Raw genomic sequence first — 26,014 nt, forward strand, 5'->3', positions numbered from 1 at the left:
TTATGGCAAGGACGCCCCTCAAGCGACGGCTGGCAGCAATCATGGCCACCGACGTAGTCGGCTATTCTCGTCTCATGGAGGCTGACGAGGAGGCGACGTTAGCTTCAGTCAAAGCGATGCAGGAAGAGCTGATAAGGCCGAATGTCGAGCGCGAAGGCGGCAGGGTTTTCAAACTCATGGGCGACGGCACCTTGGCCGTATTTGATTCCGTGAACGGTGCAGTGGAGTGCGCGATTGCAATCCAGGGCGAACTTATGCGCCAGCCGGAAGGGTCGCGCCTAATTCTTCGCATTGGAATCAATCTGGCCGATGTTTTGGTCGATGGTACCGACTTATTTGGCGACGGAGTGAACGTTGCCTCTCGCATTGAAGCAAGCGCATTCCCCGGCGGCATAAGCATCACCGATGGCGTCTATCACCAGATCGCCAAGAGGACTGGGACGGATTTTGTGGATGGCGGCGAAAGGGTTCTAAAGAATATCGATCGACCCGTGCGCGTTTGGCACTGGCAGCCACGTTACAACGGTTTCGTGGAAGAGGAGCGACCGCGCCCTGCTGACGGAGCAATCGCAAAGACCGCAGTTAGAATCACCGCCGCGCCGTCAACGGCCCCGCAGCAGCTGGACTTGGCGGAACTGGTTGTATCCTCCCTTGAAGACCTTCTTACCGAGCAGCGTTGGCTCGATGTCTCGCGTGTTGGATCCGCTTCCGCCGCACTGGATGGAAGTGCTATTCGCCCGTATGACTACACGGTCAAGATTGGTATTCATGGCGCAGGCCCGTTCCGGGTAAACGCCAAATTCATGCATACGAACGTCACGCCTGTGATGTGGTCGCGAGCTTTCGATCTTCCGGAAAGTTACCATTTCGATGTCGTTGAACTGGTGGCGGCGGAGATAGGCTCGCTGGTTCAGGACAAGGTGCTGCTTGCAGCATCCGAGATGATTGCCAAGAAACCACAGTCGTCCTGGTCGGCCGACGAAAACTTCCTCTATGGCAGGATGCTTGATAGCAAGCATATGCTTCCCGAGGCGGAGGTTTTCTTCTTGAGGGCAACGGAACTGGATCCGGGGATGATTTATGCCCAGGCCAGCTATGCCATTGCCCTGACTTACAGTTTTGCCCAAACAGGCGACTTCGAGCACCTGCGCCGCGCCGACGAGATCGTACGGATCGCCTTGCGTATCGACAACAATGACGCCCTTTCCCACTATGCGGCAGCGCTGGTCCATCTGCTTTCACGCGACTACGACGGGGCCAGATCGCATTATGGCAAGGCGCGCGACCTTGCGCCCAGCGATCTGCAGATTCGCGCCGATCACGCGGAAATGCTCCACTACCTCGGCGACCTGGAACAAGCGGACGCCGAAATCGGTGAATGCTTCAGGTTGGCAAAATATCCCCCGGTGTGGTTCTGGGTGATCAGGGGAATTATCCGACTCCACCAGGGCCGCTTTGGTTCTGCAATTGAGGATTTTGAGAACATTCCATGGAGGTCGTGGCGAACGCTTATCTTGCTTGCTGCGGCCTATGCCCTGCACGGTGACGAAGTTCGACGTGGGCAGTACCAGACTGAGGCCTTGAGCCTTCAGCCCGCACTCGGACCTGAGCTTGTGCGAAACACTTTTCCCTATCGCGACCAGGACGCGCTTTCAAAACTTCTCTGTGCCTTTGTAGGAACTGCATAGGAATTCCGGGCGCAAACATCTGCTGCATATGCCTTTCCGGCAGGTTCCTTCTTGCATCGCATCAGGCTATTTTGCATGGTCGCAGTCTCAAGCGAATTGGACACGTCATGCAACGCGTTACTTCCTACCTGCCTGCGGGCACGCCTTCCTCGAACCCCATCGGAAAAGTGGTTTTGCCGCACGACCTGAGGCATTTGCGGCGAAAGCTGCTTCACCTCGACAACGGCGAGATGGTCATGCTCGACCTCAAGGAGCCGGTGCTTTTTGCCAGTGGTGATATGTTGGTTCTCGAGGATGGCGAGCTCATCGAAATTGTAGCCGCAGACGAGAAGCTCTTCGAGGTGAGGGGCAGGGATCGCGTGCACCTGATCGAGCTCGCGTGGCATCTCGGCAATCGGCATCTCGGCGCCCAGATCGAGGAAGACCGCATCCTTATCCTTCGTGATCATGTGATCCGCTCCATGCTCGAAGGGCTCGGTGCGACGATCCGCGAAGTTGCAGAGCCGTTCCAGCCGGCACGCGGTGCGTATCATTCACATGGCCATGCACACGGTCATGACCAAGCGCATCATCATCACTCGCACGACTGATCCGATATGACTGATGATGCCGACCTGCAGGCGTTGTTGAGGATGATGACCTGGCTGTCGCCAGCTTTCCCCGTCGGGTCCTTCGCCTATTCAGGCGGTCTGGAGCGCGCCGTTCATGATCGGCTGGTCCCCGATGCTCATTCGCTTACTGCGTGGGCGTCGAACCTGATGGAGCGTGGGCCTGTATGGAACGACGTGGTTCTCCTTGCCGAGAGCCACCGCTGTCACCGACAGTCGGAGCGGCTCGGCGAACTGGCGGAGCTCGCCGAAGCGCTTGCCGGCTCGCGCGAGCGTCATCAGGAGACGATGCTGCTCGGCGATGCGTTCCTGTCCGCCGCCGGTGCGTGGCCAGACGAGGTTTTCGATCGATTGCCGCGACATGTGGCCTACCCGGTGGCGATCGGTGCCGTGGCGGGTGCCCATGGGGTGGCGTTGGAGAAGGCGATTGCGGCATTCCTGCATGCCTATCTCTCGCAGGCAGTTTCCGCAGGTATCCGTCTCGGCGTGGCCGGGCAAAAGGATGGCGTTGCCATTCTGTCGCGGCTTGAAGGCGACATAACCTCGGTTGTGAAACGGGCGGCAGCTTCAACACTCGACGATCTCGGATCGGCGACCATCCAGGCCGACATCATGTCGCTGCGCCATGAAACGCAGTCGACCAGGCTCTTTCGATCGTGACTTGTCCGCAGACGCGCGGCCACCCGTCGCCACCTGCGTCATTTGCCGGTGGTCGCCCTTCAGGCGGCACGCTATCATCGGCCGTTATTGGAGTTCAGAATATGAAATCAGGAAACGGACCCTTGCGCGTGGGCATCGGTGGGCCGGTCGGCTCCGGCAAGACGGCGCTGACGGAGAAGCTCTGCAAGGCCATGCGCGACGACTATTCGGTGGCTGTCGTCACGAACGACATCTACACGACCGAGGATGCCGAGGCGCTCATGCGCATGCAAGCTTTGCCATCGGATCGGATCGTTGGCGTGGAGACCGGCGGTTGCCCGCACACGGCGATCCGTGAGGACGCGACGATCAATCTGCAGGCCATCGCGGGCCTGAATGAGCGGATTCCCGATCTCGATGTTGTTTTCATCGAGTCGGGCGGTGACAATCTGGCCGCCACCTTCTCCCCTGATCTGGCTGATATCACGATCTACGTTATCTCGGTTTGCCAGGGCGAGGAAATCCCGCGCAAGGGTGGCCCAGGCATTACCAAATCGGACCTTCTCGTCATCAACAAGAAGGATCTGGCTCCCTATGTCGGCGCGGACCTCGAGGTCATGGACCGCGACGCGACACGGATGCGCCAGGCACGCCCCTTCGTATTCTCCGACATGAAGCGTGGCGATGGCGTTAGCTCCATCGTCAGCTTCCTGAAGGAACATGGCGGCCTGTAGTCAAACCTGCCTCAGCGCGTTGACATCCTCGATCGCGATGGCGCGGCCGCTGACGCGTACGCCTGATGTGCGCAAGGCGGAGAAGGCACGTGACAGCGCTTCCGGCGCAAGGCCGAGCTTTCGTGCCAGCAGGCGCTTTTGGAACGGCAGGCGCAGGGAAGCCCGCGCACCCTCACTCGTACAATGCGTCAGCAGATAGTGGGCGACGCGCTGCTGGCTGGTCTGCATGCGATCGCGCGCCAGACACTCCATGGTCGACAGCAAATGCCGCGAGAGGCTGCGCGCGATCGCGCTGCCAATCCGCGGGTGTTGAGCGAGCAACGCCTTGACCTCAGCGAGATCAAAGCGGGTGAGGATGACGTGCTCCATCGCCTGTGCGCTATAATTGTATGCGTCGCCGGCAAGCACCAGGCATTCACCGAAGCTGTCGCCCGGCTCGCAGATGCTGACATCCGCTTCGCGTTCCTCAGAGCCGCGATAGAGCCTGACGTAGCCACTTAGCACGCAATAGAAGTAGTGCGCCTTCTCGTGTTCACGGAAGAGAACATCCTGTGGACCGTAGCGCACCGCCACCGCGCAGGACAGCAGAGCGTCTCGCTCGTGTCGGTCAAGGTTGGAGGTGATCAACGCACCGCCAAGCATCGCCTGCTGCGCGCTGCTCAGTTTAAAAGCTCCGGACATCTGTTTCTCCCTGTGGCGCGGCGGGTGCCGTTCCCTACCTGATATTTGGAAGGATAACCGGGAGACGCGGTTCAGAACTTGAGCTTGATCAAATGTCAGCTAATAAAAAAGCCGGGGTGTTGCCCCGGCTCTTGGCTCGAGCGGCTACTCTGCCGCGAACGGCGGCAGGCGTACGACATTGCCAGATTTGCCGCGCTTGCTTTCCGGGGTCTCGATTGCCGTTACCCGGCCCTCGAGCGCACCCAGCGCTTGTGTGAGTTCTTCGCGGGACATGGCCAGATCTTCCTTGTCCTTCTTGCCCACGAGACGACCGAACATCCAGGCAAGCAAGCGGGACAGATCGTCCATGATCAGGAAGAACGAAGGCACGACGACCAGCGAAAGCACGGTCGACACGATAATGCCGCCGATCACCGCAATCGCCATCGGCGCACGGAACGAACCGCCTTCGCCGACGCCGAGCGCTGATGGCAGCATACCTGCTGACATGGCAATAGACGTCATGATGATCGGCCGGGCGCGCTTGCGACCTGCTTCGACCATGGCTTCGACACGCTCCATGCCGCGATGACGCATCTCGATGGCGAAGTCGACGAGCAGGATCGCGTTCTTCGTCACGATGCCCATCAGCATCAGGATGCCGATCATCACGGGCATCGAGAGCGGATTCTGGGTGACCAGCAGCCCGACTGCCACGCCGCCGATCGCAAGCGGCAGCGAGAACAGGATGGTGAAGGGCTGGATCACGTCCTTGAAGAGGAGGATCAGCACCGTCAGCACCAGCATCAGGCCCATCAACATGGCGTTGACGAAGCTCTGCTGCATTTCGGTCTGCACCTTCGTGTCGCCACTTTCGGCAAGCTGTACCGTCGGCGGAATGTTGGCTTCCTTGACGATCTGGCGGAACCGTGCCGAGGCAGTGTCGAGTGCCACGCCCTGCGGCAGGTCCGAGCCGATCGATACGACGCGGTAGCGGTTGTTGCGCTTGATCGAGCTGACGCCTTCCGAATAGTCGATATCGGCGACAGTGGAGAGCGGTACGGTGCTGCCGCTTGCCGTCTGGATCTTCATTGCCCGCAAGGCGGCAAGATCGCGACGCATGTCGAGCGAGGCCTGCACGCGGATCGGGATCTGGCGATCGTCCAGGTTGATCTTGGCGAGCGCCGCATCAATATCGCCGATGGTGGCAACGCGGATGGTTTCGGAGATCTGCTGCGGCGTGATGCCGAGGCGAGCCGCCTGATCCTTGCGCGGACGGATCTGGAGTTCCGGACGGGGCAGGGCGCCTTCGGCGCTGACGTTCGCCAGCAGCGGATCGGCTCGCAGTTTCGCTTCCAGGATACCGACAGCATCGTTCAGATCCTTCTCGTTCTTGGAGAGGAAGTTGAACGACAGGTCACGTTCGCCGCGATCGTTGAGCTTCAGGATGCGAACGTCTGGGATATCATGGAGTTTGGCAAAGACCTCCTTTTCGATATCCCACTGCGGACGAACGCGTCCCTTTGGTTCCACCTTGGGCAGATAGGATCCAATGACCGGGACCTTAACGAGCATGTCGTCCAGCTTCTTTAAAAGCCTCTGGTCAAGCTTGTGGAGCGTGAGCGTTACCGTCGCACGGCGCAGTTCGAGGTCGCCCTTCGGAGACGCGCCACCAAGCACGAAGACGCTTTCGACGCCGTCGATATCCTTCACGTCCTTGTAGATCGCGTTCGTGGTCGCTTCCGTGTCGTCGAGCGTCGCATTCGGCGGTAGCTCGACGGACAGGACGATGCGCGATGCGTCCTCCGGCGGCAGGAAGCTGCCGGGCACCTGCGCAAGCAACATCACGGAGCCGACAAGGAAGGCGATCGCCGCAATCAGTGTCGCATAGCGGGTCCACCACCGGCGGGTCGTAGCGCGCACGAGGCGCGTATATCCGCGGAAGAAGAGGCCGTCGTTGTCGTGATGATCTTCGATGCCGTCTTCCGCGCGCATCAGATATGCGGCCATCATCGGCGTGATGAGGCGCGCCACCATGAGCGAGAAGAAGACCGAGAAGGCAACTGTCAGGCCGAACTGAATGAAGTACTGACCGGGGATGCCAGGCATGAACGACACCGGCACGAACACAGCGATGATCGTGAAGGTCGTCGCGATAACCGCGAGGCCGATTTCGTCTGCCGCCTCGATCGCCGCGCGGTAGGGCGTCTTGCCCATCTTGATATGTCGGGCGATGTTCTCGATCTCGACGATCGCGTCATCGACGAGAATACCGGTCGCGAGCGTCAGGGCGAGGAAGCTGACAAGGTTCAGCGAGAAACCCATCAGGTCCATGATCCAGAAAGTCGGGATCGCCGACAACGGCAGCGCGATGGCCGAGATAAGCGTTGCACGCCAGTTCCGGAGGAAGAGGAAGACAACGATGATCGCAAGCAGCGCGCCCTCGATCAGCGTATCGATGGCCGCTTCATAGTTGCCATAGGTGAAATAAACGGAGTCGCTGATCAGCTCGATGCCGACGTTCGGGTTTTCCGCACGCACCTTGTCGAGGCTCTTTGCCACGGTTTCGGCGACGCTGACCTCACTGGCACCCTTCGAGCGGAAGACGCCGAAGGTCACGACAGGGGTATCATCGAAGCGCGAGAAGGATTTCGGCTCCTGATAGGTGTCCTTGATGACGCCGAGATCGGAAACCTTGACGAAGCGGCCGTTCGGCAATGCGATCGTGGTGTTGGCAAGTTCGGCGACGTTGCGGGCGTCGCCGAGCACACGGATCGCCTGTTCGCTGCCTGCCACCTGGCCACGGCCGGAGCCGAGGTCGACGTTGGTGCCGCGCAGTTGTTGGTTCACGCTTGCCGCGGTAATGCCGTGGGCGTTCAGCTTGTCGGGATTGAGCTCGATACGCACTTCGCGGTCTGCACCGCCGTAACGGTCGACACGGCCGATGCCGGCCTGCCCCTGCAAGGCGCGCTTGACCGTATCATCGACGAACCAGGAGAGCTCTTCGAGCGTCATGTCGGGGGAGGAGACGGCAAAGGTCTGGATCGCCTGACCCTCGACGTCGATCTTCGAGACGATCGGTTCTTCGACGTTGGCAGGCAGGTCGCTGCGGATGCGGTCGATCGCGTCCTTGGTGTCCTGAACGGCCTGCTCGGTCGGCACTTCCATGCGGAACATGACGACCGTCTGCGACTGGCCGTCCGTCACCGTCGATTGGATTTCATCGATGCCGTTGATACTGGCGACGGCATCCTCGATCTCCTTCGTCACCTGCATCTCGAGCTCGGCCGGCGAAGCGCCGCTCTGCGTTACGACGATGGAGACGAGCGGAACGTCAATGTTCGGAAACCGCGTGATCGGCAGCCTATTGAAGGACTGGATGCCGACGAAAAGCAGAAGTGCGAACGCCAGAAGCGAGGCGACGGGATTTCGGATAGACCAGGCTGAAAAGTTCATCGGCCGTCTCTCAGTTGGAAACCGGTGGCTGTTCACGAACCGGCGTGATGCGGTCGCCGTCACGGACATAGGCGCCCGCTTTGGCTACGACCTCATCGCCAGCTTTCAATCCATTGACGATCTCGACATAGGCTCCGTCCTGAATGCCGGTTTCGACCTTGGCAAACTTGACGACGTTATTCTCGACCTTACGGGCCGAGGATCCTTCATTGCCCGACAGCACGGCCGAGACGGGGAGCGCTACGTTTTCCGTTGTGCGCACGACGATGTCGGCGCTGCCGTACATGCCCGAACGCGCCTTGCTGGAATCGTCGATCAAAATGTGGACCAAACCGAGGCGCGTGAGCGGATCGACTGTCGGCGAGACCAGACGCACGGAGCCGCTAATCTTTTCGCGACTACCAGAGAGCAAGATGGTGGCCTTCTGGCCGGGTTGAACCTTCACAATCTCGCTCTCACCCACTTCCGCCACAAGCTCGATCTCGTCATCGCGAATGACCGTGAAAAGCGGATCGCCGGTGGCGAGCGCAATTGCTCCGATCCTGGCGTTCTTGGCTGCGACAGTACCGGCGACCGGCGTCTTGACGTCGGTGCGTGCGAGCTTCAGATCAGCGTCCGCGATCTGGCTCTCCGTGACCTTGATCTCCGCGACGGCTACCTGGATTGCCTGCTTTGCCGAGTCGACACGGGCGTTGGCGGAAGCTGCAGCGGCATCCGCCTGTTCGACCGTTGCTGTCGAGACAGTGCCCTTCTTGCCCATTTCCTGGGCGCGGACCTGCTGCTGTCGTGCCTGCTCCGCATTAGCCTCTGCTTCAATCAGTTGTGCGCGAAGCTGGGCAAGGCTCGCCTCGTTCTTGGCCTTCGTGGCCTGCATCTGGCTCTTCTGCAGGATGATTGCGTCGTCGTTCAGGGTCGCCAGCGTGCTATCGGCCTGGACCCTGTCGCCGATATCCGCGTTGAGCGCACGGATCGACAAGCCTTCGACCTGCGGCTGGATATAGACTTCCTCGACTGGCTTAACCGTACCGGTCGCGACAACACGATCGACGAGCGTGCGGGTGGAGGCTTTCGTCACGACGATGGCCGGCAGGTTTTGTTGCGGCTTTGCGACCGGCTGTTCCTGGGCAAATGTCGTTGAAGCTACAACCGCCGCGATCAGCAGAGTTGAGGCGCGAAGTATCTTAACAGGCGTACGTGCCATGCGTCGTCATCCAGTTTTTGCTCGGCCTAGCTTGCGCGTTGTCATCAGCGCGCCCATGACCGGTTCCCGTATTGGTATTCTCAGAAGTATTTTCGTTCATTTGCCGACTCTTACTTAAGAAGTCCCTCATCCGGCAAACTCGGCTTGTACGTGGTAGCTATTTGCCCATCGCGCAAGTCCGGCAGAAAATAATTCCTCGTTCGAACACAATAATTACCAATGTGATGCAGATCAATCACTGTGCGGTTATGCAAGCATTCCGTTAGTTGATCCTGCGTCGTTGTTATGACGTGCGAGCACCGCTCGATGCGACATCGATCGCGAAATTTCTTCGATAAAAACAGCAAAAAAATGAAAAAACGCGCGGAGGGTCCGCGCGTTTCGTGTCTTGTCGTTACCGAATTACTTGGAAGCAGCGTCCGTTACGTCGTGCGTCCAGGCTCCGGTCGGTTCCTTGTTGATGATCTTTTGGTCAAGGAGTGCCTTGGCCGTGCGATCATAGAGGGTCGTGTCGAGCTTGCCGGTGCCATCGCCGATCAACTTGGCAACTTCGCCCATCATACGCTTCTGGTGGTTTTCGTCCTGGCCGCCGGCGTCAACGACGATTCCGGCAGCTTCATCCGGGTTCTCGGTTGCGTACTTCCAGCCCTTCATCGAAGCCTTGACGAACTTGACCATCTTTTCCTTGAAGGCCGGGTCCTTGAGCTTGTCTTCCATGGCATAGAGGCCGTCTTCGAGAAGGTCGTTGCCCATGGCGGTATAGTTGAAGACGATCAGGTCTTCGGGCTTGAAGCCGGCATCGATCGCCTGCCAGTATTCGTTATAGGTCATGACGGAGATGCAGTCGGCCTGCTTCTGCAGCAGCGGCTGCACGTCGAAGCTCTGCTTCAACACGGTCACGCCATCGGCACCGCCTTCGGTCTTCAGGCCAAGCTTGTTCATCCAGGCGAAGAACGGATATTCGTTGCCGAAGAACCAGACGCCGAGCGTATGGCCCTTGAAATCGGCTTCGGTCTTGATCGGGCCGTCCTTGCGGCAGACCATTTCCATGCCTGATTTCTGGTAGGGCTGGGCGATGTTGACGAGCGGAACGCCCTTCTCACGAGCAACAAGCGCGCCGCCCATCCAGTCGACGATGACGTCAGCGCCGCCGCCGGCGATCACCTGTTCCGGCGCAATGTCAGGGCCGCCCGGCTTGATGGTGACGTCGAGGCCTTCTTCCTCGTAGTAGCCCTTTTCCTTGGCGACGTAATAACCGGCGAACTGCGACTGCGTCACCCACTTGAGCTGCAGCGTCACCTTGTCGGCAGCCATCGCTTGGGTTGCCGCGAGCGACATCGCGCTCGCCATCATCGCAATAATCAGTTTTTTCATTTTCTTTTTTCCCTCTGAAGTTATGCCCTAATCCCATTCGCGGGAATAAAGCGACGCCTAGCCACCACGGATAGACGGATGCCAGAAAGTCACCGCCCTTTCGGCGAGGGCGACGACGCCATAGAAGACCGAGCCTACCAGCGCCGCAATGGCGATTTCGGCCCAGACCATGTCGACATTCATGCGCCCGATCTCGGTGGAGATACGGAAGCCCATGCCGACGATCGGCGTACCAAAGAACTCCGCAACGATGGCACCGATCAGCGCCAGCGTCGAGTTGATCTTCAATGCATTGAAAATGAAGGGCATCGCCGCCGGAAGCCGGAGCTTCAGCAGCGTCTGCCAATAGTTGGAGGCATACGTCTGCATCAGGTCGCGCTCCATCGCGCCGGATGCGGTGAGGCCGGCGACGGTGTTCACCAACATCGGGAAGAACGTCATGATGATGACGACGGCTGCCTTCGACTGCCAGTCGAAGCCGAACCACATCACCATGATCGGCGCGACGCCGATAATCGGGAGCGCCGACACCATATTGCCGATCGGCAGAAGGCCCCGGCGCAGGAAACCGACGCGATCGGCGAGGATCGCGACGGCAAAGCCTGCGCTACAGCCGATGATGTAACCGGCGAATACTGCCTTGAAGATCGTCTGACGTACGTCGTCGGCCAGGATCGGCAGCGAGCCGGCGATCCTGGCTCCAATGGCGCTAGGTGGCGGCAGCAGGACGAAGGGAATGCCGGCGCCGCGCGTCAACGCCTCCCAGAGTATCAGGATCCAGGCACCGAAGATTGCCGGGATCAGCAGCCGCAGGCACGAGCGGCCCAAATTCGAGGCCGGCGTCATGGCCGAAAGCTCGGTGACGCATCGCCAGGCAAGCAGCCAGCAGGCGGCCATCAGTAGGAAGAAGGATTTCGTCGCCAGGCCTTCGTTGCCGGTCACACCAGCGAGCAGGACCCATGCCGCCCAGTGCGCGCCGATCAGCAGAATGGCGGCGACATACAGCTTCGGCAATGGCGAGAAGGAAACGAGGGCGACCGCGACGATCAACGCGATCGTAAGGCCCGCGGTTATCGACGACACCGGGTCCGGTGCGCCCTCGGCCATGATCGGCAAGGTGATTATCGCAATCGCGGTCAGCACCAGGGCAAGAATACCGGAAAAGGCCATCTGCTTCATGCCGGCCTCCCGCCCATCGAACGGTCGACGAACTTTGCGACAAGGCCGACGATGGCGACCAGGCTTGCGGCCAACACCGAGCCCGCCACAAGCGCTGCCCAGATGTCGATCGTCTGGCTGTAATAGGAGCCGGCGAGCAGTTTCGAGCCGATGCCGGCGACGGCGCCGGTCGGAAGCTCGCCGACAATGGCGCCGACAAGGCTTGCGGCGATCGCGACCTTCATCGAGGTGAAGAGGAACGGCACGGATGCCGGAACACGCAGCTTCCAGAATGTCTGGGCGGGTGTCGCGTTATAGGTTCGCATCAGGTCGAGGAACATGACCTCGGGCGACCGCAGGCCCTTCACCATGCCAACAGTGACCGGGAAGAAGGAGAGGTAGGTCGAGATCAGCGCCTTCGGGATCAGCCCGGTGATGTTGATGGCGCCGAGGACGACGATCACCATCGGTGCGATTGCCAGGATCGGTACGGTCTGCGAAGCAATGACCCACGGCATGAGGCTGCGGTCGAGCGCCTTGATATGAACGATCCCGACAGCGATCAGGATCCCGAGCAGCGTGCCGAAGCCGAAGCCAAGCAGCGTCGAGGAAAGCGTGACCCAGCTGTGGTAGACGAGGCTGCGGTTGCTCGAGAGCTTCCGCAGAAACGTGTTTTCGAAGACGTTTTGCACTACCTGATGGGGCGCGGGCAGCAACGGCTTCGGTTGCGAGAGCGTTTTCTCGATGAATTCGATGGTGTCAGGCGTCTGGTTGGCGCGCTGATCCATGTCCCGCTGGAAGGAGGCGTTCATCAGAACCGCCGCAACGTACCAGATCGCGATCAGGACCACGAGGATCGTGACGACGGGGACGATCCTGTCTTTGAGAGTGTCGGGCTTCATGAGCGCCCCCGCGCAACGGTTCCAACGCTAAGTGCCTTAGTGCTCATAGCTGTGCCCCGCTCTCAGGCCCTCGCGCACGCGGTGGGCGATTTCGAGGAACTCGGGCGCCTCGCGGATGTCCAGCGGTCGCTCCCTGGGAAGCGGCGAGTCGATGACATCAGTCACGCGGCCGGGGCGAGGCGACATCACGACAATCTTGGTGGAGAGGTAGACCGCCTCGGGGATCGAGTGGGTGACGAAGCAGATCGTCTTGTTGGTGCGCGCCCAGAGCTTCAGAAGCTCCTCGTTCAGGTGGTCGCGGACGATTTCGTCAAGCGCGCCGAAGGGTTCGTCCATCAGGAGCAAGTCGGCATCGAAGGCGAGCGCGCGGGCGATGGAGGCACGCTGCTGCATGCCGCCGGAAAGCTGCCAGGGGAACTTCTTCTCGAAGCCGGTAAGATTGACGAGATCGAGCGCATCGGCGATGCGCTTCTTCTGATCGGCCGACGCATAGCCCATGATCTCGAGCGGCAGGGCGATATTCTTCTCGATGGTCCGCCAGGGATAGAGCGCCGGCGCCTGGAAGACATAGCCGTAGGCGCGGGCCTTGCGGGCCTCCTCAGGCGTCATGCCGTTGACGGTGATTTCGCCCGATGTTTTCTTTTCCAGATCGGCAATAACGCGCAGAAATGTCGTCTTTCCGCAGCCGGAAGGGCCAATGAACGAGACGAAGTCGCCCTTGCGCACGTCGAGATTGACGTTGGTCAGCGCATGCACAGGAGCGTCGCTGGCATCGTAGGTCAGACAGAGGTCCTTGGCGGATACGACTGAGGTAGCTTGCGTCAACGCTTGTGTATCCTGTTTTCCCCGCGCTTCCGCGGTTTGCGTGATAGTATGAGTAGCTGTTTTCATTGTTCCGGCAAGGTCCATGGAGGATGACGATGGACGCGACATCAAAGCCCACCTGTCACATTGTGCACCCCAGTCATGCCTATGATGGCAAGCAGGGGCTCAGTTACTTCGAAGGCATCGCGGCCGAGACGGTCGGCGCCAAGGGTATCTGCATGCATTTGCTGACGATTCCGCCCGGCGTTCGCGCCAAGGCGCATCTGCACGAGTCGCATGAAACGGCGATCTACATGCTCTCCGGCGAGGCTCACACCTGGTACGGCGACGAGCTGGAGCATCATGTCGTCGTCCACGCCGGCGAGTTGTTCTACATCCCCGCCGGAGTGCCGCATCTGCCAGCCAACCTCAGCAGCACCCCTTGCACCGCGATCATCGCCCGCACGGACCCGAATGAGCAGGAAAGCGTCGTTTTGCTTCCGGAGCTTGATCGGCTGGTGAAGGAGTGATGCCAAGGATCAGACCCCCGTCGCCGGGATGCCTGACCGTTCGACCTTGCGCGGCGCCACGAGCTCCTTCCATGTCGAAAGCGCCTTGTTAACCGCCTGGAACGGCTCGCGCTTCACGAACTGGCCGTGTCCTTCCTTCGTCTTGACGGTGCTTTCCTCGATCGCGACTTCGCCGCGCGTCAGCGTGTAGCGCGGCAGGCCGGTGACCTGCTTGCCCTCGAAGACGTTGTAGTCGATCGATGATTGCTGGGTCTTGGCCGAGATCGTCTTCGAGCGCTTGGGATCCCAGACGACGATATCGGCATCGGCGCCGACGAGGATCGCGCCCTTCTTCGGATAGACGTTGAGGATCTTGGCAATGTTGGTCGAGGTGACCGCAACGAACTCGTTCATCGTCAGGCGGCCGGTGTTGACGCCGTGGGTCCACAACATCGGCAGTCGGTCTTCGAGGCCGCCAGTGCCATTCGGGATCTTGGAGAAATCACCAACGCCGAAGCGCTTCTGATCGGTGGTGAAGGCGCAATGGTCCGTCGCCACGACCGAGAGCGATCCGGATTGCAGGCCGGCCCAGAGGCTGTCCTGATGCTGTTTGTTGCGGAAGGGCGGGGACATGACACGGCGGGCAGCATGGTCCCAGTCCTTGTTGAAATATTCGCTTTCATCGAGCGTCAGATGCTGGATCAGTGGTTCACCGTAGACGCGCATGCCCTTCTGGCGGGCGCGACGGATCGCTTCATGCGCCTGTTCGCAGGAGGTATGCACGACGTAGAGCGGCACACCCGCCATGTCGGCCAGCATGATGGCGCGATTGGTTGCCTCGCCTTCGACCTCGGGCGGACGGGAGTAGGCGTGCGCCTCCGGACCGTTGTTGCCTTCGGCAAGAAGCTTTGCGGTCATCGAGGCAACGACGTCGCCGTTTTCGGCATGCACCAGCGGCAGCGCGCCGAGTTCGGCACAGCGCTGGAAGGAGGCGAACATTTCGTCGTCGTTCACCATCAGCGCGCCCTTGTAGGCCATGAAGTGCTTAAAGGTGTTGATGCCCTTGTCCTTGACCACTATCTCCATCTCGTTGAAGACGCGCTCGTTCCAGCCGGTGATCGCCATGTGGAACGAGTAGTCGGCGTTGGCGCGGCTCGTCTTGTTGTCCCACATCTGCAGCGCTGAGAGCAGCGATTGCTCCGGCCCCGGCAGGCAGAAATCGACGACCATGGTCGTGCCGCCGGCGAGACCGGCGCGCGTGCCGCTTTCGAAGTCGTCGGAGGAATAGGTGCCCATGAACGGCATTTCGAGGTGAACGTGCGGGTCGATGCCACCCGGCATCACGTAGCAGCCCGTCGCATCGAGCGTTTCGGTGCCGGAGAGGTTCGGGCCGATCTCGACGATCTTGCTGCCCTTGATCTTCACGTCCGCCTTGTAGGTCAGGTCGGCGGTGACGATGGTTCCGCCCTTGATGACTTTGCTCATGATCAGTTCCCTTGCATTGATTGCTCGCGGCTCTTCGTCCGCTGGTAAAAGAAAAGGCGGGAATGACCCCGCCCTTGATTATGCAACGATTTCAGCGGTCTCGACGACGGCGTGGAAGAGGACGTCAGCGCCGGCCGTCGCCCATTCCTTGGAGATGTCCTCCGCCTCGTTGTGCGAGAGGCCCCCGACGCAGGGGCACATGACCATCGTTGTAGGGGCCACCTTCGCGGCCCAGCAGGCGTCGTGGCCCGCACCCGAGATGAGGTTCATGTGGCTATAGCCGAGCCGTTCGGCAGCACCGCGCACGCGGGAAACAAGCGTGGGATCGAAGGTGACGGGCGCGAAGTGGCCGATCGCCTCGATCGCGCAGCCGACGCCCAGCGCCTCGCAAATCTTGGGTGCATCCGCCTCGATCCTGCTACGCATGCCGTCGAGTTTCGCCTGATCCGGCGAGCGGATGTCGACGGTGAAGACGACCTTGCCCGGCAGGACGTTGCGGGAGTTCGGCGTGAAAAACACCTGGCCGACGCCGCCGACGGCGCCCGGCTGGTTTTCCATCGCCACGGTCTGCACCATTTCCATGATGCGCGACATCGCAAGGCCGGCGTTGACGCGCATGTTCATCGGGGTCGAACCGGTATGGGCCTCCCTGCCGGTCAGCGTGAACTCCAGCCACCACAGGCCCTGACAGTGCGTGACCACGCCGATCTGCTTGTTCTCGACCTCAAGGATCGGACCCTGCTCGATGTGATACTCGAAATAGGCGTGCATCTTGCGCGCGCCGACCTCTTCGTCGCCAACCCAGCCGATGCGCTTCAGTTCCTCGCCGAACGTCTTGCCTTCGGGATCCTTGCGGTCATAGGCATATTCCAGCGTATGGGCGCCGGCGAAAACGCCGGAGGCGAGCATGGCGGGCGCAAAGCGGGCGCCTTCCTCGTTGGTCCAGTTGGTGACGACAACAGGGTGCTTGGTCTTGATGCCGAGGTCGTTCATGGTGCGGACGGCCTCGAGTGCGCCAAGCACGCCGAGTACGCCGTCATACTTACCGCCGGTCGGCTGCGTGTCGAGGTGCGAGCCGACATAAACAGGCAGCGCGTCCGGATCGGTGCCCGGCCGGGTCGCGAACATCGTGCCCATCTTGTCGACGCCCAGCGTCATGCCTGCGTCTTCGCACCATGTCCGGAAGAGGCTGCGCCCTTCGGCATCGGAATCCGTTAAGGTCTGGCGATTGTTACCGCCAGCAATTCCCGGGCCGATCTTTGCCATCTCCATGAGGCTGTCCCAAAGACGGTCCCCGTTGACGCGCATGTTCTCGCCTGGTGCTGCCACCATGTCTAAAGTCCTCACCTGTTTTCTGCGGTCATGCAATGCACATGGCCGCCTGTTCCCGTGGTCAGTATCCGAGCGCCCTTGTTTGTTTTGTTAGCGCCGGAAAATCGCCAGTTGCCTTTGTTTAGCATCTGATCGATAATTTGACCGATTGGTAAACATTACAACTTCCGGCGCTGGGCTCAAGACGAAAATCAGGAAAAATACAGACAAAATTACCGGCATCTGCTCATTTTTGTAGCACGGTGCCGCGCCGGTTCAATCTTGAGTGAAACGGTTGAATTTGAAGGGAAAACAAGATCGACATGGCAATCCCGAGAGCAGCCAAGACCCAGCGCCGCACGCGCATTCAAGAAGAGAAGGAAGAGCAAATTCTTGAAGCCGCGCTCGATGTGTTTTCGGTCAACGGCTTTCGTGGCTCCACTATTGATCAGATTGCCGAAGTTGCCGGCATGTCGAAGCCGAACTTGCTTTATTACTTTCGCACCAAGGAAGCGATCCACCGGGCGCTGATCGACCGCGTGCTCTTTACCTGGCTGGAGCCGTTGAGAGCCTTTGACGCCGATGGCAATCCGGAAAGCGAGATCCGCAGCTACATCAGACGCAAACTCGAAATGGCCCGCGATTTCCCGCGCGAGAGCCGGCTTTTCGCCAACGAGATGCTGCAGGGTGCACCGCATGTCGAAGACGAACTGAAGGGTCCGCTGAAGGAACTCGTCGACGAGAAGGCCGAGGTCATCCGAGCCTGGGCGAAAGCCGGGAAGATCGCCAGGTGTGATCCATACCACCTGATCTTCTCGATCTGGTCGACAACGCAGCACTATGCCGACTTCGATGTTCAGGTGCGGGCGGTGCTCGGGCAGGAGCATGCAGGTGCCGGCCGCTTCGAGGATGCCGCGCGCTTTCTCGAACAGCTGTTCATCGACGGACTGAAGGTTAAGCCGGTGCCAGGCGCCTCCTGACGTCGCGCAATCATTCGTCGAAATCCAAGAGCCTGCCGATAGCGGCGCGTGCCTTGGCATGGCGGGTTCTATAGGCTTGCCGGATCGCCTTCCGTCTTGCTTCCAGGGCGGGCTCTGGCGACATCGCCGCCAACCACGCCAATGCGGTCGGTACAAACTCGCCGCCCGAGTGGATCAGCAGATCGTTTTCGTCGAGCTGTTTCCTGATGCAGCCGCGGTCGCTGGAGATGACCGCGTTTCCGGCGGCCTTTGCTTCGAAGATCACCAGCGGCTGGGCCTCGTTGTCATAGGCTGTGGGAAAAACGAAGACGTCAAGTCCGCTATAGAAGGCAGCCTTCGCGTCGTCATAGAGGGCGCCCCGATAATCCAGGGTATCGCCAAGTTCCGCGACGGCGGCATCGATGGCCACGCGCTCGCTAGCGCCAGCCGGCCCCGCAAGGATCGCCCTAATCGGCACGTTCTCGCTTCGCGCTTGCCTTGCGAGATGAAGAAACGTTTCGAGACCTTTCTCGGTGGTGAGATTGCTAAGCATGCCGATCACGAGATGCGCGCGGTCCTTCGGCTCGTCCCCTTCGTCTTGCGGGGTCACGTAGGCCGCATTGGAGATCAGGCTGCTACGGACGCGTCGGCCGTAAGTCTCGGTGAATCGCTCGAGCATGATGTCGCATAGGAAGATGTGTTGCAGTTGTCGGCCGCCGAGCGTCAGGATGGCCTGCATTAGTAAACTTGGCCTGTCGATGTAGCTGAAACTGTGATGGTGCAGGTAGATGGAGTAGGCGACCAGTCTCGCGACTAGAACAAGCAGCAAGGTGTAGACTAAACCCAGCCCTCCTTCGCAGGCGAGATAGCAGATCCTGTCGTGATGTTTGCGGTCGCGAAACAGCGGGAGGCAGGCACGGAGGACACGGCTGAATTTGATCGGATGCCTCAGCAGCGAGGGACTGCCGGCCGCTGGAGCGATGTTGCACACGGTGACGCTCATTGCTTCCGAAAGAAGCGCGATCATGCTCTTGGTCGCGAACGAGAAGCCGTTGAGCGGCGGAGGCAACTGACCGATCGCAACGATATGACGTGTCATGCGGGAGGCTACCTCTTTGCGCCTCCCGACTATCGCACCGGCGTTAGAAAATTCAATCTCCCGTGCAGGCCATGCAGCGAACGTTTCGTCAGGCCGCGGCTGTCGCCGGGCTGCTCTCGAAGGAAAACCCTTCGTCTGCCCAGCCGGTCATTCCGCCGATCATGACCTTCACTTGTAGCCCTAGCCGGGCAAGGCGCAGGGCTGCCTTGTCGGTCCCGTTGCAATGCGGGCCGGAGCAATAAACGACGAAGAGCGTATCTGCCGGCCATTTCGACATGTGATGGGCCGTCATTTTGCCGTGCGGGAGGTTGATCGCGCCCGGAATGTGGGCGGCGGCGTAATGGGTCGGAGAGCGGACATCCAACAGCACGAAGTCGCCGTGGCCGGCGGTGAGCGATGCGTGGACGTCCCAGCAATCGGTCTCGAAGGCGAGCTTGCGGGCATAGTAGGCGGCAGTGGCTTCGGGAGAGGCGGCAGGGACTTCGGCGACGAAGCTCGGCATGACGTTTCCTTTCGGTTCGAGTTGCCGCCAACCATCGCCGATGTTATGGCTTTGCGAAATTGGCCATAATGACGGTTAGCGTAAAGATCATGCCAAATGCGTTGAGAGGACCCCATGTTGTTGTGCTCGCCTATGACGGGCTCTGCACCTTCGAATTCGGCATCGCTTACGAGGTTTTCGGCCTGCCGCGTCCGGAAATGGGCGAGGGCTGGTATCGCTATTCGGTCTGCGGGGTCGAGCCTGGGCCGCTTCGCGCTGCTGGCGGCTTGACCGTCTCCGTCGATCATGGACTGGACCTGCTGGAGAAGGCGGATCTGATCGTCGTGCCCGGCTGGCGCTCGATCGATGCGGAGGTTCCGGGTGCCCTGATCGATGCGCTGTGCGCGGCCCACCAGCGCGGTGCGCGGATCATGTCTCTCTGCTCGGGTGTCGCGGTGCTTGCCGCAACAGGGCTTCTTCGCCATCGCCGCGCCACCACGCATTGGCGATATGTCGCCTCGATCTCGAAACGCTATCCCGACATCAACTTCGATGCTGATGTGCTTTACATGGATGAGGGCCCCATCCTGACGGCAGCCGGGAGTGCTGCCGGTATTGATCTCTGCCTGCATGTGGTCCGTGGTGACTTCGGCGCCGAGGCCGCCAACAGTGTTGCGCGTCGCCTGGTTTTGCCGCCGCATCGCGAGGGCGGGCAGGCGCAGTTCATCCAGGCGCCGGTGCCGCTGGAGCGTGAAGGCATCCGGCTAAGCCCGCTCATGGACTGGATGCGGCAGCGGCTGGACGAGGAGCAGCCGATCAGCCTGCTTGCCGCGAAAGCTGGGATGAGCCACCGGACCTTTCAGCGCCGGTTCGAAAGCACGACCGGGCTCAGCGTCGGCGAATGGCTGCTCAAGGAGAGGCTTCGCCATGCACGCGAATTGCTGGAAAAGGAGATCAGCGGGTCTCTCGACGATATCGCGGTCGCCAGCGGCTTTGGAACGCTGGCGACGATGCGGCACCATTTTCGCAAACGGTTGGGCACGAGCCCCAGGGCATACCGGAAGACTTTTGCGGGGTAAAAGAGGTAGGTCGGGTGCCTCACCCGCCACCCTCATTCCTGTGCTTGTCACAGGAATCCAGCAGCCTTGCGTCGGCACGGCAGAAGACTCATAGGCTGTGCAGAAAAGATGAAATATCCTCCCGTTCGGGGTTCGTCGCTTCGATCAGGTTGAGTTTCCACTGCCCCGCGGCCATTTTTAATGGTCTTCTCCCGCGTGATCGCCGTCGTCAGCAGATCTTGCTCCTCGAACCACACCAGCATCTTCACGCCGTATCGAGACGTGAAACCTCCTGGTAGCTCGCTCTGATGCCCGAAAAGCTGGGCTGAGAGATCGCGGGTCACGCCGGTATAAAGCGTGCCGTTTCGCGGGGATGCGAGAATATCGACGCAACCCTTCATGGTTGAAGAATGGCGAAAATGCCCGCATTGAGCAAGAGTCATTCACGGCGCCGGCGCGCCGTGGCTGGATTCCTGTGACGAGCACAGGAATGAGGGAGGGGTGCCGCACGGAGTTTTGCGGCACCCTTGATCTTACTCCGCTGCCTGGCGAGCCATCGGGTTGTTCGGGTGCGTCGTCCAGTTTGCATAATTCGGATCGACGATCTTTCCGGTGCGCTTGTCGAGGTCGCCGACGGGGAGCTGCTCCATGGTGATGCAGTTCTCGACAGGGCAGACGTTGACGCAAAGATTGCAGCCGACGCATTCCTCTTCCATCACCTCGAAATGCCTGACGCCGTTGACGAACTGGGTGATCGCCTGGTGCGAGGTGTCCTCACAGGCGATGTGACAGCGACCGCACTTGATGCAGGCATCCTGATCGATCTTCGCCTTGGCGATGTAGTTCAGGTTGAGATACTGCCAGTCGGAAACATTCGGCACTGCGCGGCCGGTGATGTCGTCGAGGTTGCGGTGACCCTTGGCGTCCATCCAGTCGGAAAGCCCCGTGATCATCTCCTGGACGATCTTGAAGCCGTAGGTCATCGCCGCCGTGCAGACTTGCACGTTGCCGGCGCCGAGCGCCAGGAACTCAGCCGCATCGCGCCAGGTGGTGATGCCGCCGATACCTGATATCGGCAGGCCGTAGGTCTCCGGATCGCGGGCGATCTCGGCGACCATGTTGAGGGCGATCGGCTTCACCGCCGGGCCGCAATAGCCGCCGTGGCTGCCGCGCCCGTCGATCGACGGTTCCGGCGAGAAGGTGTCGAGATTGACCGAGGTGATCGAATTGATCGTGTTGATCAGCGACACGGCATCGGTGCCGCCGGCCTTGGCAGCACGGGCTGGCTTGCGGATATCGGTGATATTTGGTGTCAGCTTCGTGATGACGGGCATGCGCGTGTACTGCTTGCACCAGCGCACGACCATTTCGATATACTCAGGCACCTGTCCGACCGCGGAGCCCATACCGCGTTCCGACATGCCGTGCGGACAGCCGAAGTTGAGTTCGATGCCGTCGGCACCGGTCTCCTCGACCAGCGGCAGGATTGCCTTCCAGGCATTCTCCTCGCAGGGAACCATGATCGAAGCGATCAAGGCCCGGTCGGGCCAGTTCATCTTCACCTGCTTCATTTCGCGCAGGTTGGTGTAGAGGTCGCGGTCTGTGATGAGCTCGATGTTGTTCAAGCCGAGCAGGCGGCGGTCGGCGCCCCAGATCGCGCCGTAGCGCGGGCCGTTGACGTTCACGACCGGGGGGCCTTCCTCACCAAGCGTCTTCCAGACGACGCCGCCCCATCCGGCCTTGAAGGCACGTTCGACGTTGTAGGCCTTGTCGGTCGGCGGTGCCGAGGCCAGCCAGAACGGGTTGGGCGACTTGATGCCGACGAAATTATTGCGGAGATCAGCCATTGTTCATTCTCCCCTTCACGCGACGGCAACGGCCGGCTGCGCACCGGCAGCAAGCATGCGGTTGATGGATTCAGCGGCATCGCGGCCCTGCGCGACCGCCGCGACGGTTAGGTCGTCACCGCCGAAGACGCAGTCGCCGCCGGCCCAGACGCCGTCGAGCGAGGTCTTGCCATCAGTATCGACGGCGATGCGGCCGGATTCCAAGCGCAGCGCGCCGAGGCTGGAGGTGTCGAGAGTCTGACCGATCGCCTTGAAGATCTGATCAGCGGCGATGACGCCAGTCTCGCCCGTCGTCGACAAGCGACCGTCGACCAGCTTGGTGTATTCCACCTCGATCGCGGCGACTTTGCCGTCCTGCGCGAGAATGGATTTCGGCGCCAGCCAGTGACGAATGATGACGCCCCTGGAGGTCGCGAGATCCTGCTCGAATTCCGAGGCGTTCATATGCTCCTTGCCGCGGCGATAGCAGATCGTCACTTCCTCGGCGCCGAGCAGCTTGGCTTGCACGGCCGCGTCGATCGCCGTCATACCGCCGCCGAGAACGACGACGCGGCGACCGACCGCAATGTCGCCCTTGTCAGCAGCCTGCCGAAGGCCGGCGATGAAGTCCACGGCATCATCGACGCCCGGCAGGTTTTCGCCTTCGACCCGCAGCGCGTTGACGCCTGAAAGGCCGATGCCGAGGAAGACCGCATCATATTGCGACTGCAGATCGGCGAGGGAGAAATTACGGCCGAGCTGCTGGTTGTGGCGAACTTCAATGCCGCCGATGGCCAGGACGTAGTCCACTTCCTTTTGCGCGAAGTCGTCAACGGCCTTGTAGGTGGCGATGCCGTATTCGTTGAGGCCGCCAGACTTCGGCTTTGCGTCATAGATGACGACATCATGGCCCTTGACCGCGAGGCGATGGGCCGCGGCGAGGCCAGCCGGGCCGGCGCCCACGACGGCGATCTTCCTTCCGGTCGAGGCGGCGCGGCTGTAGAACTGCTTGTCCGCCTCCATGGCCGTATCGGTCGCATATCGCTGCAGGCGACCGATTTCGACAGGGCGTTCCTCTGCCGTGTTGCGCACGCAGGCTTGCTCGCACAGATCTTCGGTGGGACAGACGCGGGCGCACATGCCGCCCAGAATATTCTGGTCAAAGATCGTCTTCGCCGATCCGATCGGATTTCCGGTGGCGATCTGCCGGATGAAGAGCGGGATGTCGATGGAGGTGGGACAGGCCGTCATGCACGGCGCGTCGTAGCAGAAATAACAGCGGTCGGCTGCGACCAGCGCCTCGTGTTTGTCGAGGCGCGGATGAAGATCGGAGAAGTTCGAATCGTATTCGGCGGGCGAAAGCCGGCCAGCACGAATCCCAGTTCCCAGTCGTTCCATTGAAGTTCCCTCATTATTGGTAAACGGCCAGTAAGAGGAAGCGTAACTCAGCTTCAAAAATTTATCAAACGGTAAAATTTTTGCCTGATATCGCCGTTATCACATTGTTTTAATGGAATTAATTTCTGCGCGGCGGATGGCCGTGCACCGGTGACTTCGGCCTGAAAATAAAAAAGTAAAAAAATCGACTTTTTCTCACTGGTTCCCGGAACCATTCGGATACTTGCCCGTTACTGCGATATCCGAACGATGACCGCATCGACCCAACATGCGCGCCCCCAACCCATCGTTCGGATGTACTCACGGTCCCCTCCCGGTGAGTGAAAGAACAGCCGGTGCGCCGCCCTCGCACTGGCTGTTCCTCGTTTAGCGTGTAGCTGCCTTTTGAGAGGGGTGCCGGAGGATCTCGAACTCGGCGTCGGGGATAACCAGATGATATTCGATCCGTCCCGGCACCAGCGTCAGTTCGGCCTTGCCGTTGACCGACGAGGGAACGACGCGCTCAAGCACAGTCTTGCCAAAGCTGTTTTCACTGAATTCGTGAACCTCTGTCGGATCGCATAGCGTCTCCGCCCATGAAACCTCGATTGCCTTTCGCCCGTCAGCGGCCACTTCATGACAGCTCAGAGTGACCGCAGGCGTGCTGCCGGCAATCGCTCCGTAGGAGGCCGAGTTGACGATCAATTCATGCAGCGCGAGCCCGACGTGCACGGCGGCATTGGGTGTCAAGTGGACGTTTATCCCGGAGATCGGCAGCGGTCCCGCCGTCTCGGGCCAGTAGGGCGCGAATTGCTTTTCAGCGAGTTCGAAAAGGAACGCACCGCGCCAGCTGGAATCGGTAATCAGGTCTTGTGAATTCGACAGGGATTGCAGTCGCCCGCGGAATTTCACCAGGAAGCTATTCAGCGATATGGTGTTGCGGGCTGTTTGTGTGGCGATTCCTTGAATAATGGCCAGAAGGTTCTTCGAGCGATGCGAGAGCTCGCGAAGAAGGGACTTCAGCACCTTTTCGCGATGCCGGGCCTCCGTCACCTCGGCGACCACGGAAAGGATGCCCATGGCGTGATCGGTACCGACGCGCTGGATCTTCAATTCGTAGGTGCGCATTTCTCCGTCGATCGAAATGTCGATCTCGGTTGTCGTCGGCTTTCCGGTTTCGAATACCTGCTGCTTCAGCTTCTCCAACTCGCGTCCATGCGCTTCGCCGAAGAGATCGACGTCAGTACCGCCCGGTATTGCAAGCGGCTGAAAATGCGGAGGAAGGTTGTCGGCATAGATGATCGATAGCCTAGGGTCCTGGTAGATCACGGAGATTCCGGCGCTCGCCAGTGCGCTCTCCAGCAACACCGCTCTGCCTTCCAGCGCGAAGGGCACTCCGGGCACTGGTCCGTTCCTGTTCACTAGTCGCCTTTCCCATTTTTGATCTTTCCTCACGGGGAGGAAGGTGCCCATTCGGGAAGCTCATCCTAGAAGAAAGCACGAAAAAAAACCTTAAGGTCGGAATAGCGCTCCAGATTGACCGAAACGCATTTCCGCTCCCTTTGTTCCTAGGCGACCGCCATTTCCCTTAGGCAGCGGCCTTGGTGGATTCGTTGAAGAAAAGTGCCTGACTGATCAGTGCCTTGACCATGTCCGGATTGAACGGCTTCGTGACCAGGAATGTCGGCTCGGGCCGTTCGCCGGTCAGCAGCCTTTCGGGGAAGGCGGTGATGAAGATTACCGGCACGCTTGCGGTCTTGAGAATGTCGTTGACGGCATCGATGCCGGAGCTTCCATCCGCAAGCTGGATATCCGCAAGAACCATGCCTGGCCGGGTCCTGTTATAAAGTGCAACCGCTTCGGCGTGGGTACGGGCAATGCCGGTGACGCGATGGCCGAGGCTCTCCACCATCTGTTCGATGTCCATCGCGATCAGCGGTTCGTCTTCGATGATCATGACATCAGTGGCGACCTGGCGAGAGATCTCGCGTGATGCGTTGTCGAGCAGGCTGACGACTTCGTCCTCTTCCACGCCCAGGATCTCGGAAATTTCTCCCACCCGAAAGTTCTCGACGGAGGCGAGTATGAAAGCCTGGCGGGCACGCGGCGAAACCTTGGCAAGGTTCAGCGTTGCGCGCTGTTCCCATATGTAGGGCGAGGCAGGTTCCGGAATCTGGACGGTGACGGAACCAAAAAGCGTAGTGAAAAGTTTGTACAATGCGACGCGGTCATCCGCGGTATCCGGGAAAATGGATATGTCGGTAATGATCGCCTCGAGTACGGCGGCTACATAGGCGTCGCCTGAAGTCTGCGTTCCAGTAAGCGCGCGGGAATAGCGACGCAGGTAAGGAAGATGCGGCGCAATTCGAGTCGAAAGTGTCATGTAAAGCTCCCACTATAGGCCGGTGAACGGCCCCAATGGCGATTAAAACGCGACGGATTGTAAAAATGTTCCTCGCATGTAGGAACTTTTTTTTCTCAACGGCATTATCGTGGCTACCAACAGAGGGCTTATCGCATTTGTTTCATGGCACGCGACGGGATGTTCGCCAATCGGCCGGGACAAGCGGCTGTTTTATTGAGGCGAACTTAATCAAGGCGACGTGGCAGAGCACGTGGATAACAAAAGCAAAGTGACGATTGATGACGACACGGAAGAATGAAAAGGATCGGCAGCGGCTGGAA

General features: G+C 60.1%; 22 protein-coding genes and 1 pseudogene. 7 read left to right on the plus strand and 16 right to left on the minus strand.

Annotation, left to right across the window (positions count from 1 at the left end; genetic code table 11):
• Nucleotides 1–2: 2 nt before the first annotated feature.
• From C934_RS0119065 to ureG, 4 genes are all read left to right on the plus strand, one after another.
• Entirely contained in the window at nucleotides 3–1,688 is a 1,686-nt protein-coding gene (locus C934_RS0119065; protein WP_018858238.1) for an adenylate/guanylate cyclase domain-containing protein, read from the plus strand.
• A gap of 107 nt (nucleotides 1,689–1,795) precedes the next feature.
• Nucleotides 1,796–2,278: an urease accessory protein UreE gene (gene ureE / locus C934_RS0119070; RefSeq protein ID WP_018858239.1), complete on the plus strand. Its 483-nt coding sequence runs from the start codon at nucleotides 1,796–1,798 to the stop codon at nucleotides 2,276–2,278.
• Between the two features lie 6 nt (nucleotides 2,279–2,284).
• Nucleotides 2,285–2,956 (plus strand): urease accessory protein UreF, encoded by a 672-nt coding sequence (locus tag C934_RS0119075; RefSeq protein WP_018858240.1) that lies wholly within the window; start codon nucleotides 2,285–2,287, stop codon nucleotides 2,954–2,956.
• Between the two features lie 101 nt (nucleotides 2,957–3,057).
• Nucleotides 3,058–3,669 (plus strand): urease accessory protein UreG, encoded by a 612-nt coding sequence (ureG, locus tag C934_RS0119080; RefSeq protein WP_025660122.1) that lies wholly within the window; start codon nucleotides 3,058–3,060, stop codon nucleotides 3,667–3,669.
• Here ureG and C934_RS0119085 read toward each other — a convergent pair whose 3' ends face one another.
• The 7 genes from C934_RS0119085 to C934_RS0119115 form a co-directional block, all read right to left on the minus strand.
• Nucleotides 3,670–4,350, minus strand: coding sequence for a Crp/Fnr family transcriptional regulator (locus C934_RS0119085; protein WP_018858241.1), 681 nt, complete (start codon nucleotides 4,348–4,350; stop codon nucleotides 3,670–3,672).
• Between the two features lie 144 nt (nucleotides 4,351–4,494).
• On the minus strand, nucleotides 4,495–7,785 hold the full coding sequence (locus C934_RS0119090; protein WP_018116917.1) for an efflux RND transporter permease subunit: 3,291 nt from the start codon (nucleotides 7,783–7,785) through the stop codon (nucleotides 4,495–4,497).
• 10 nt (nucleotides 7,786–7,795) lie between these two features.
• Nucleotides 7,796–8,986 (minus strand): efflux RND transporter periplasmic adaptor subunit, encoded by a 1,191-nt coding sequence (locus C934_RS0119095; RefSeq protein ID WP_018116918.1) that lies wholly within the window; start codon nucleotides 8,984–8,986, stop codon nucleotides 7,796–7,798.
• A gap of 402 nt (nucleotides 8,987–9,388) precedes the next feature.
• Nucleotides 9,389–10,360, minus strand: coding sequence for an ABC transporter substrate-binding protein (locus C934_RS0119100; protein WP_018116919.1), 972 nt, complete (start codon nucleotides 10,358–10,360; stop codon nucleotides 9,389–9,391).
• Between the two features lie 57 nt (nucleotides 10,361–10,417).
• A complete protein-coding gene (locus C934_RS0119105; RefSeq protein ID WP_018858242.1) occupies nucleotides 10,418–11,539 on the minus strand; it encodes an ABC transporter permease in 1,122 nt (373 codons plus the stop codon).
• The gene (locus C934_RS0119110; protein ID WP_018858243.1) at nucleotides 11,536–12,420 is read right to left on the minus strand and encodes an ABC transporter permease; all 885 of its coding nucleotides are present in this window, start codon (nucleotides 12,418–12,420) and stop codon (nucleotides 11,536–11,538) included. Before C934_RS0119110 ends, C934_RS0119105 begins: the two co-directional genes overlap by 4 nt.
• 36 nt (nucleotides 12,421–12,456) lie before the next feature.
• A complete protein-coding gene (locus C934_RS0119115; RefSeq protein ID WP_018116922.1) occupies nucleotides 12,457–13,245 on the minus strand; it encodes an ABC transporter ATP-binding protein in 789 nt (262 codons plus the stop codon).
• A gap of 95 nt (nucleotides 13,246–13,340) precedes the next feature.
• Here C934_RS0119115 and C934_RS0119120 point away from each other — a divergent pair, with 95 nt between their 5' ends.
• The gene (locus C934_RS0119120; protein ID WP_018858244.1) at nucleotides 13,341–13,754 is read left to right on the plus strand and encodes a cupin domain-containing protein; all 414 of its coding nucleotides are present in this window, start codon (nucleotides 13,341–13,343) and stop codon (nucleotides 13,752–13,754) included.
• 9 nt (nucleotides 13,755–13,763) lie between these two features.
• Here the strand turns inward: C934_RS0119120 and hydA are convergent, their stop codons facing one another.
• Nucleotides 13,764–15,218, minus strand: coding sequence for a dihydropyrimidinase (gene hydA / locus C934_RS0119125; RefSeq protein ID WP_018858245.1), 1,455 nt, complete (start codon nucleotides 15,216–15,218; stop codon nucleotides 13,764–13,766).
• Between the two features lie 78 nt (nucleotides 15,219–15,296).
• Nucleotides 15,297–16,550: a Zn-dependent hydrolase gene (locus C934_RS0119130; RefSeq protein ID WP_018858246.1), complete on the minus strand. Its 1,254-nt coding sequence runs from the start codon at nucleotides 16,548–16,550 to the stop codon at nucleotides 15,297–15,299.
• A 302-nt stretch (nucleotides 16,551–16,852) separates the two neighbouring features.
• Here C934_RS0119130 and C934_RS0119135 point away from each other — a divergent pair, with 302 nt between their 5' ends.
• Complete coding sequence (locus C934_RS0119135; RefSeq protein WP_018116926.1) at nucleotides 16,853–17,509, plus strand: TetR family transcriptional regulator C-terminal domain-containing protein; 657 nt, start codon at nucleotides 16,853–16,855, stop codon at nucleotides 17,507–17,509.
• A 10-nt stretch (nucleotides 17,510–17,519) separates the two neighbouring features.
• Here C934_RS0119135 and C934_RS0119140 read toward each other — a convergent pair whose 3' ends face one another.
• Both C934_RS0119140 and C934_RS0119145 read right to left on the minus strand, forming a co-directional pair.
• Complete coding sequence (locus C934_RS0119140; RefSeq protein WP_018858247.1) at nucleotides 17,520–18,587, minus strand: glycosyltransferase family 4 protein; 1,068 nt, start codon at nucleotides 18,585–18,587, stop codon at nucleotides 17,520–17,522.
• A gap of 88 nt (nucleotides 18,588–18,675) precedes the next feature.
• Complete coding sequence (locus tag C934_RS0119145) at nucleotides 18,676–19,089, minus strand: rhodanese-like domain-containing protein (protein ID WP_018858248.1); 414 nt, start codon at nucleotides 19,087–19,089, stop codon at nucleotides 18,676–18,678.
• A gap of 68 nt (nucleotides 19,090–19,157) precedes the next feature.
• On the opposite strand from C934_RS0119145, the gene ftrA reads away from it, so the two are divergent.
• Nucleotides 19,158–20,147: a transcriptional regulator FtrA gene (gene ftrA, locus C934_RS0119150; RefSeq protein WP_026371928.1), complete on the plus strand. Its 990-nt coding sequence runs from the start codon at nucleotides 19,158–19,160 to the stop codon at nucleotides 20,145–20,147.
• Nucleotides 20,148–20,235: 88 nt separating this feature from the next.
• Here ftrA and C934_RS32165 read toward each other — a convergent pair.
• The 5 genes and pseudogenes from C934_RS32165 to C934_RS0119175 form a co-directional block, all read right to left on the minus strand.
• A pseudogene (locus tag C934_RS32165) lies at nucleotides 20,236–20,527 on the minus strand (GIY-YIG nuclease family protein).
• Nucleotides 20,528–20,659: 132 nt separating this feature from the next.
• Nucleotides 20,660–21,973 (minus strand): NAD-dependent dihydropyrimidine dehydrogenase subunit PreA, encoded by a 1,314-nt coding sequence (gene preA / locus C934_RS0119160; protein WP_018116930.1) that lies wholly within the window; start codon nucleotides 21,971–21,973, stop codon nucleotides 20,660–20,662.
• 15 nt (nucleotides 21,974–21,988) lie between these two features.
• Nucleotides 21,989–23,350, minus strand: a complete 1,362-nt coding sequence (locus C934_RS0119165; RefSeq protein WP_018858250.1) for an NAD(P)-dependent oxidoreductase — start codon at nucleotides 23,348–23,350, stop codon at nucleotides 21,989–21,991.
• Nucleotides 23,351–23,716: 366 nt separating this feature from the next.
• On the minus strand, nucleotides 23,717–24,733 hold the full coding sequence (locus C934_RS0119170; protein WP_018858251.1) for a sensor histidine kinase: 1,017 nt from the start codon (nucleotides 24,731–24,733) through the stop codon (nucleotides 23,717–23,719).
• 184 nt (nucleotides 24,734–24,917) lie between these two features.
• The gene (locus C934_RS0119175; protein WP_018858252.1) at nucleotides 24,918–25,712 is read right to left on the minus strand and encodes a response regulator; all 795 of its coding nucleotides are present in this window, start codon (nucleotides 25,710–25,712) and stop codon (nucleotides 24,918–24,920) included.
• Between the last annotated feature and the right edge of the window lie 302 nt (nucleotides 25,713–26,014).

This window comes from Rhizobium sp. 42MFCr.1 (assembly GCF_000377185.1).
GTDB lineage: Bacteria > Pseudomonadota > Alphaproteobacteria > Rhizobiales > Rhizobiaceae > Rhizobium > Rhizobium altiplani.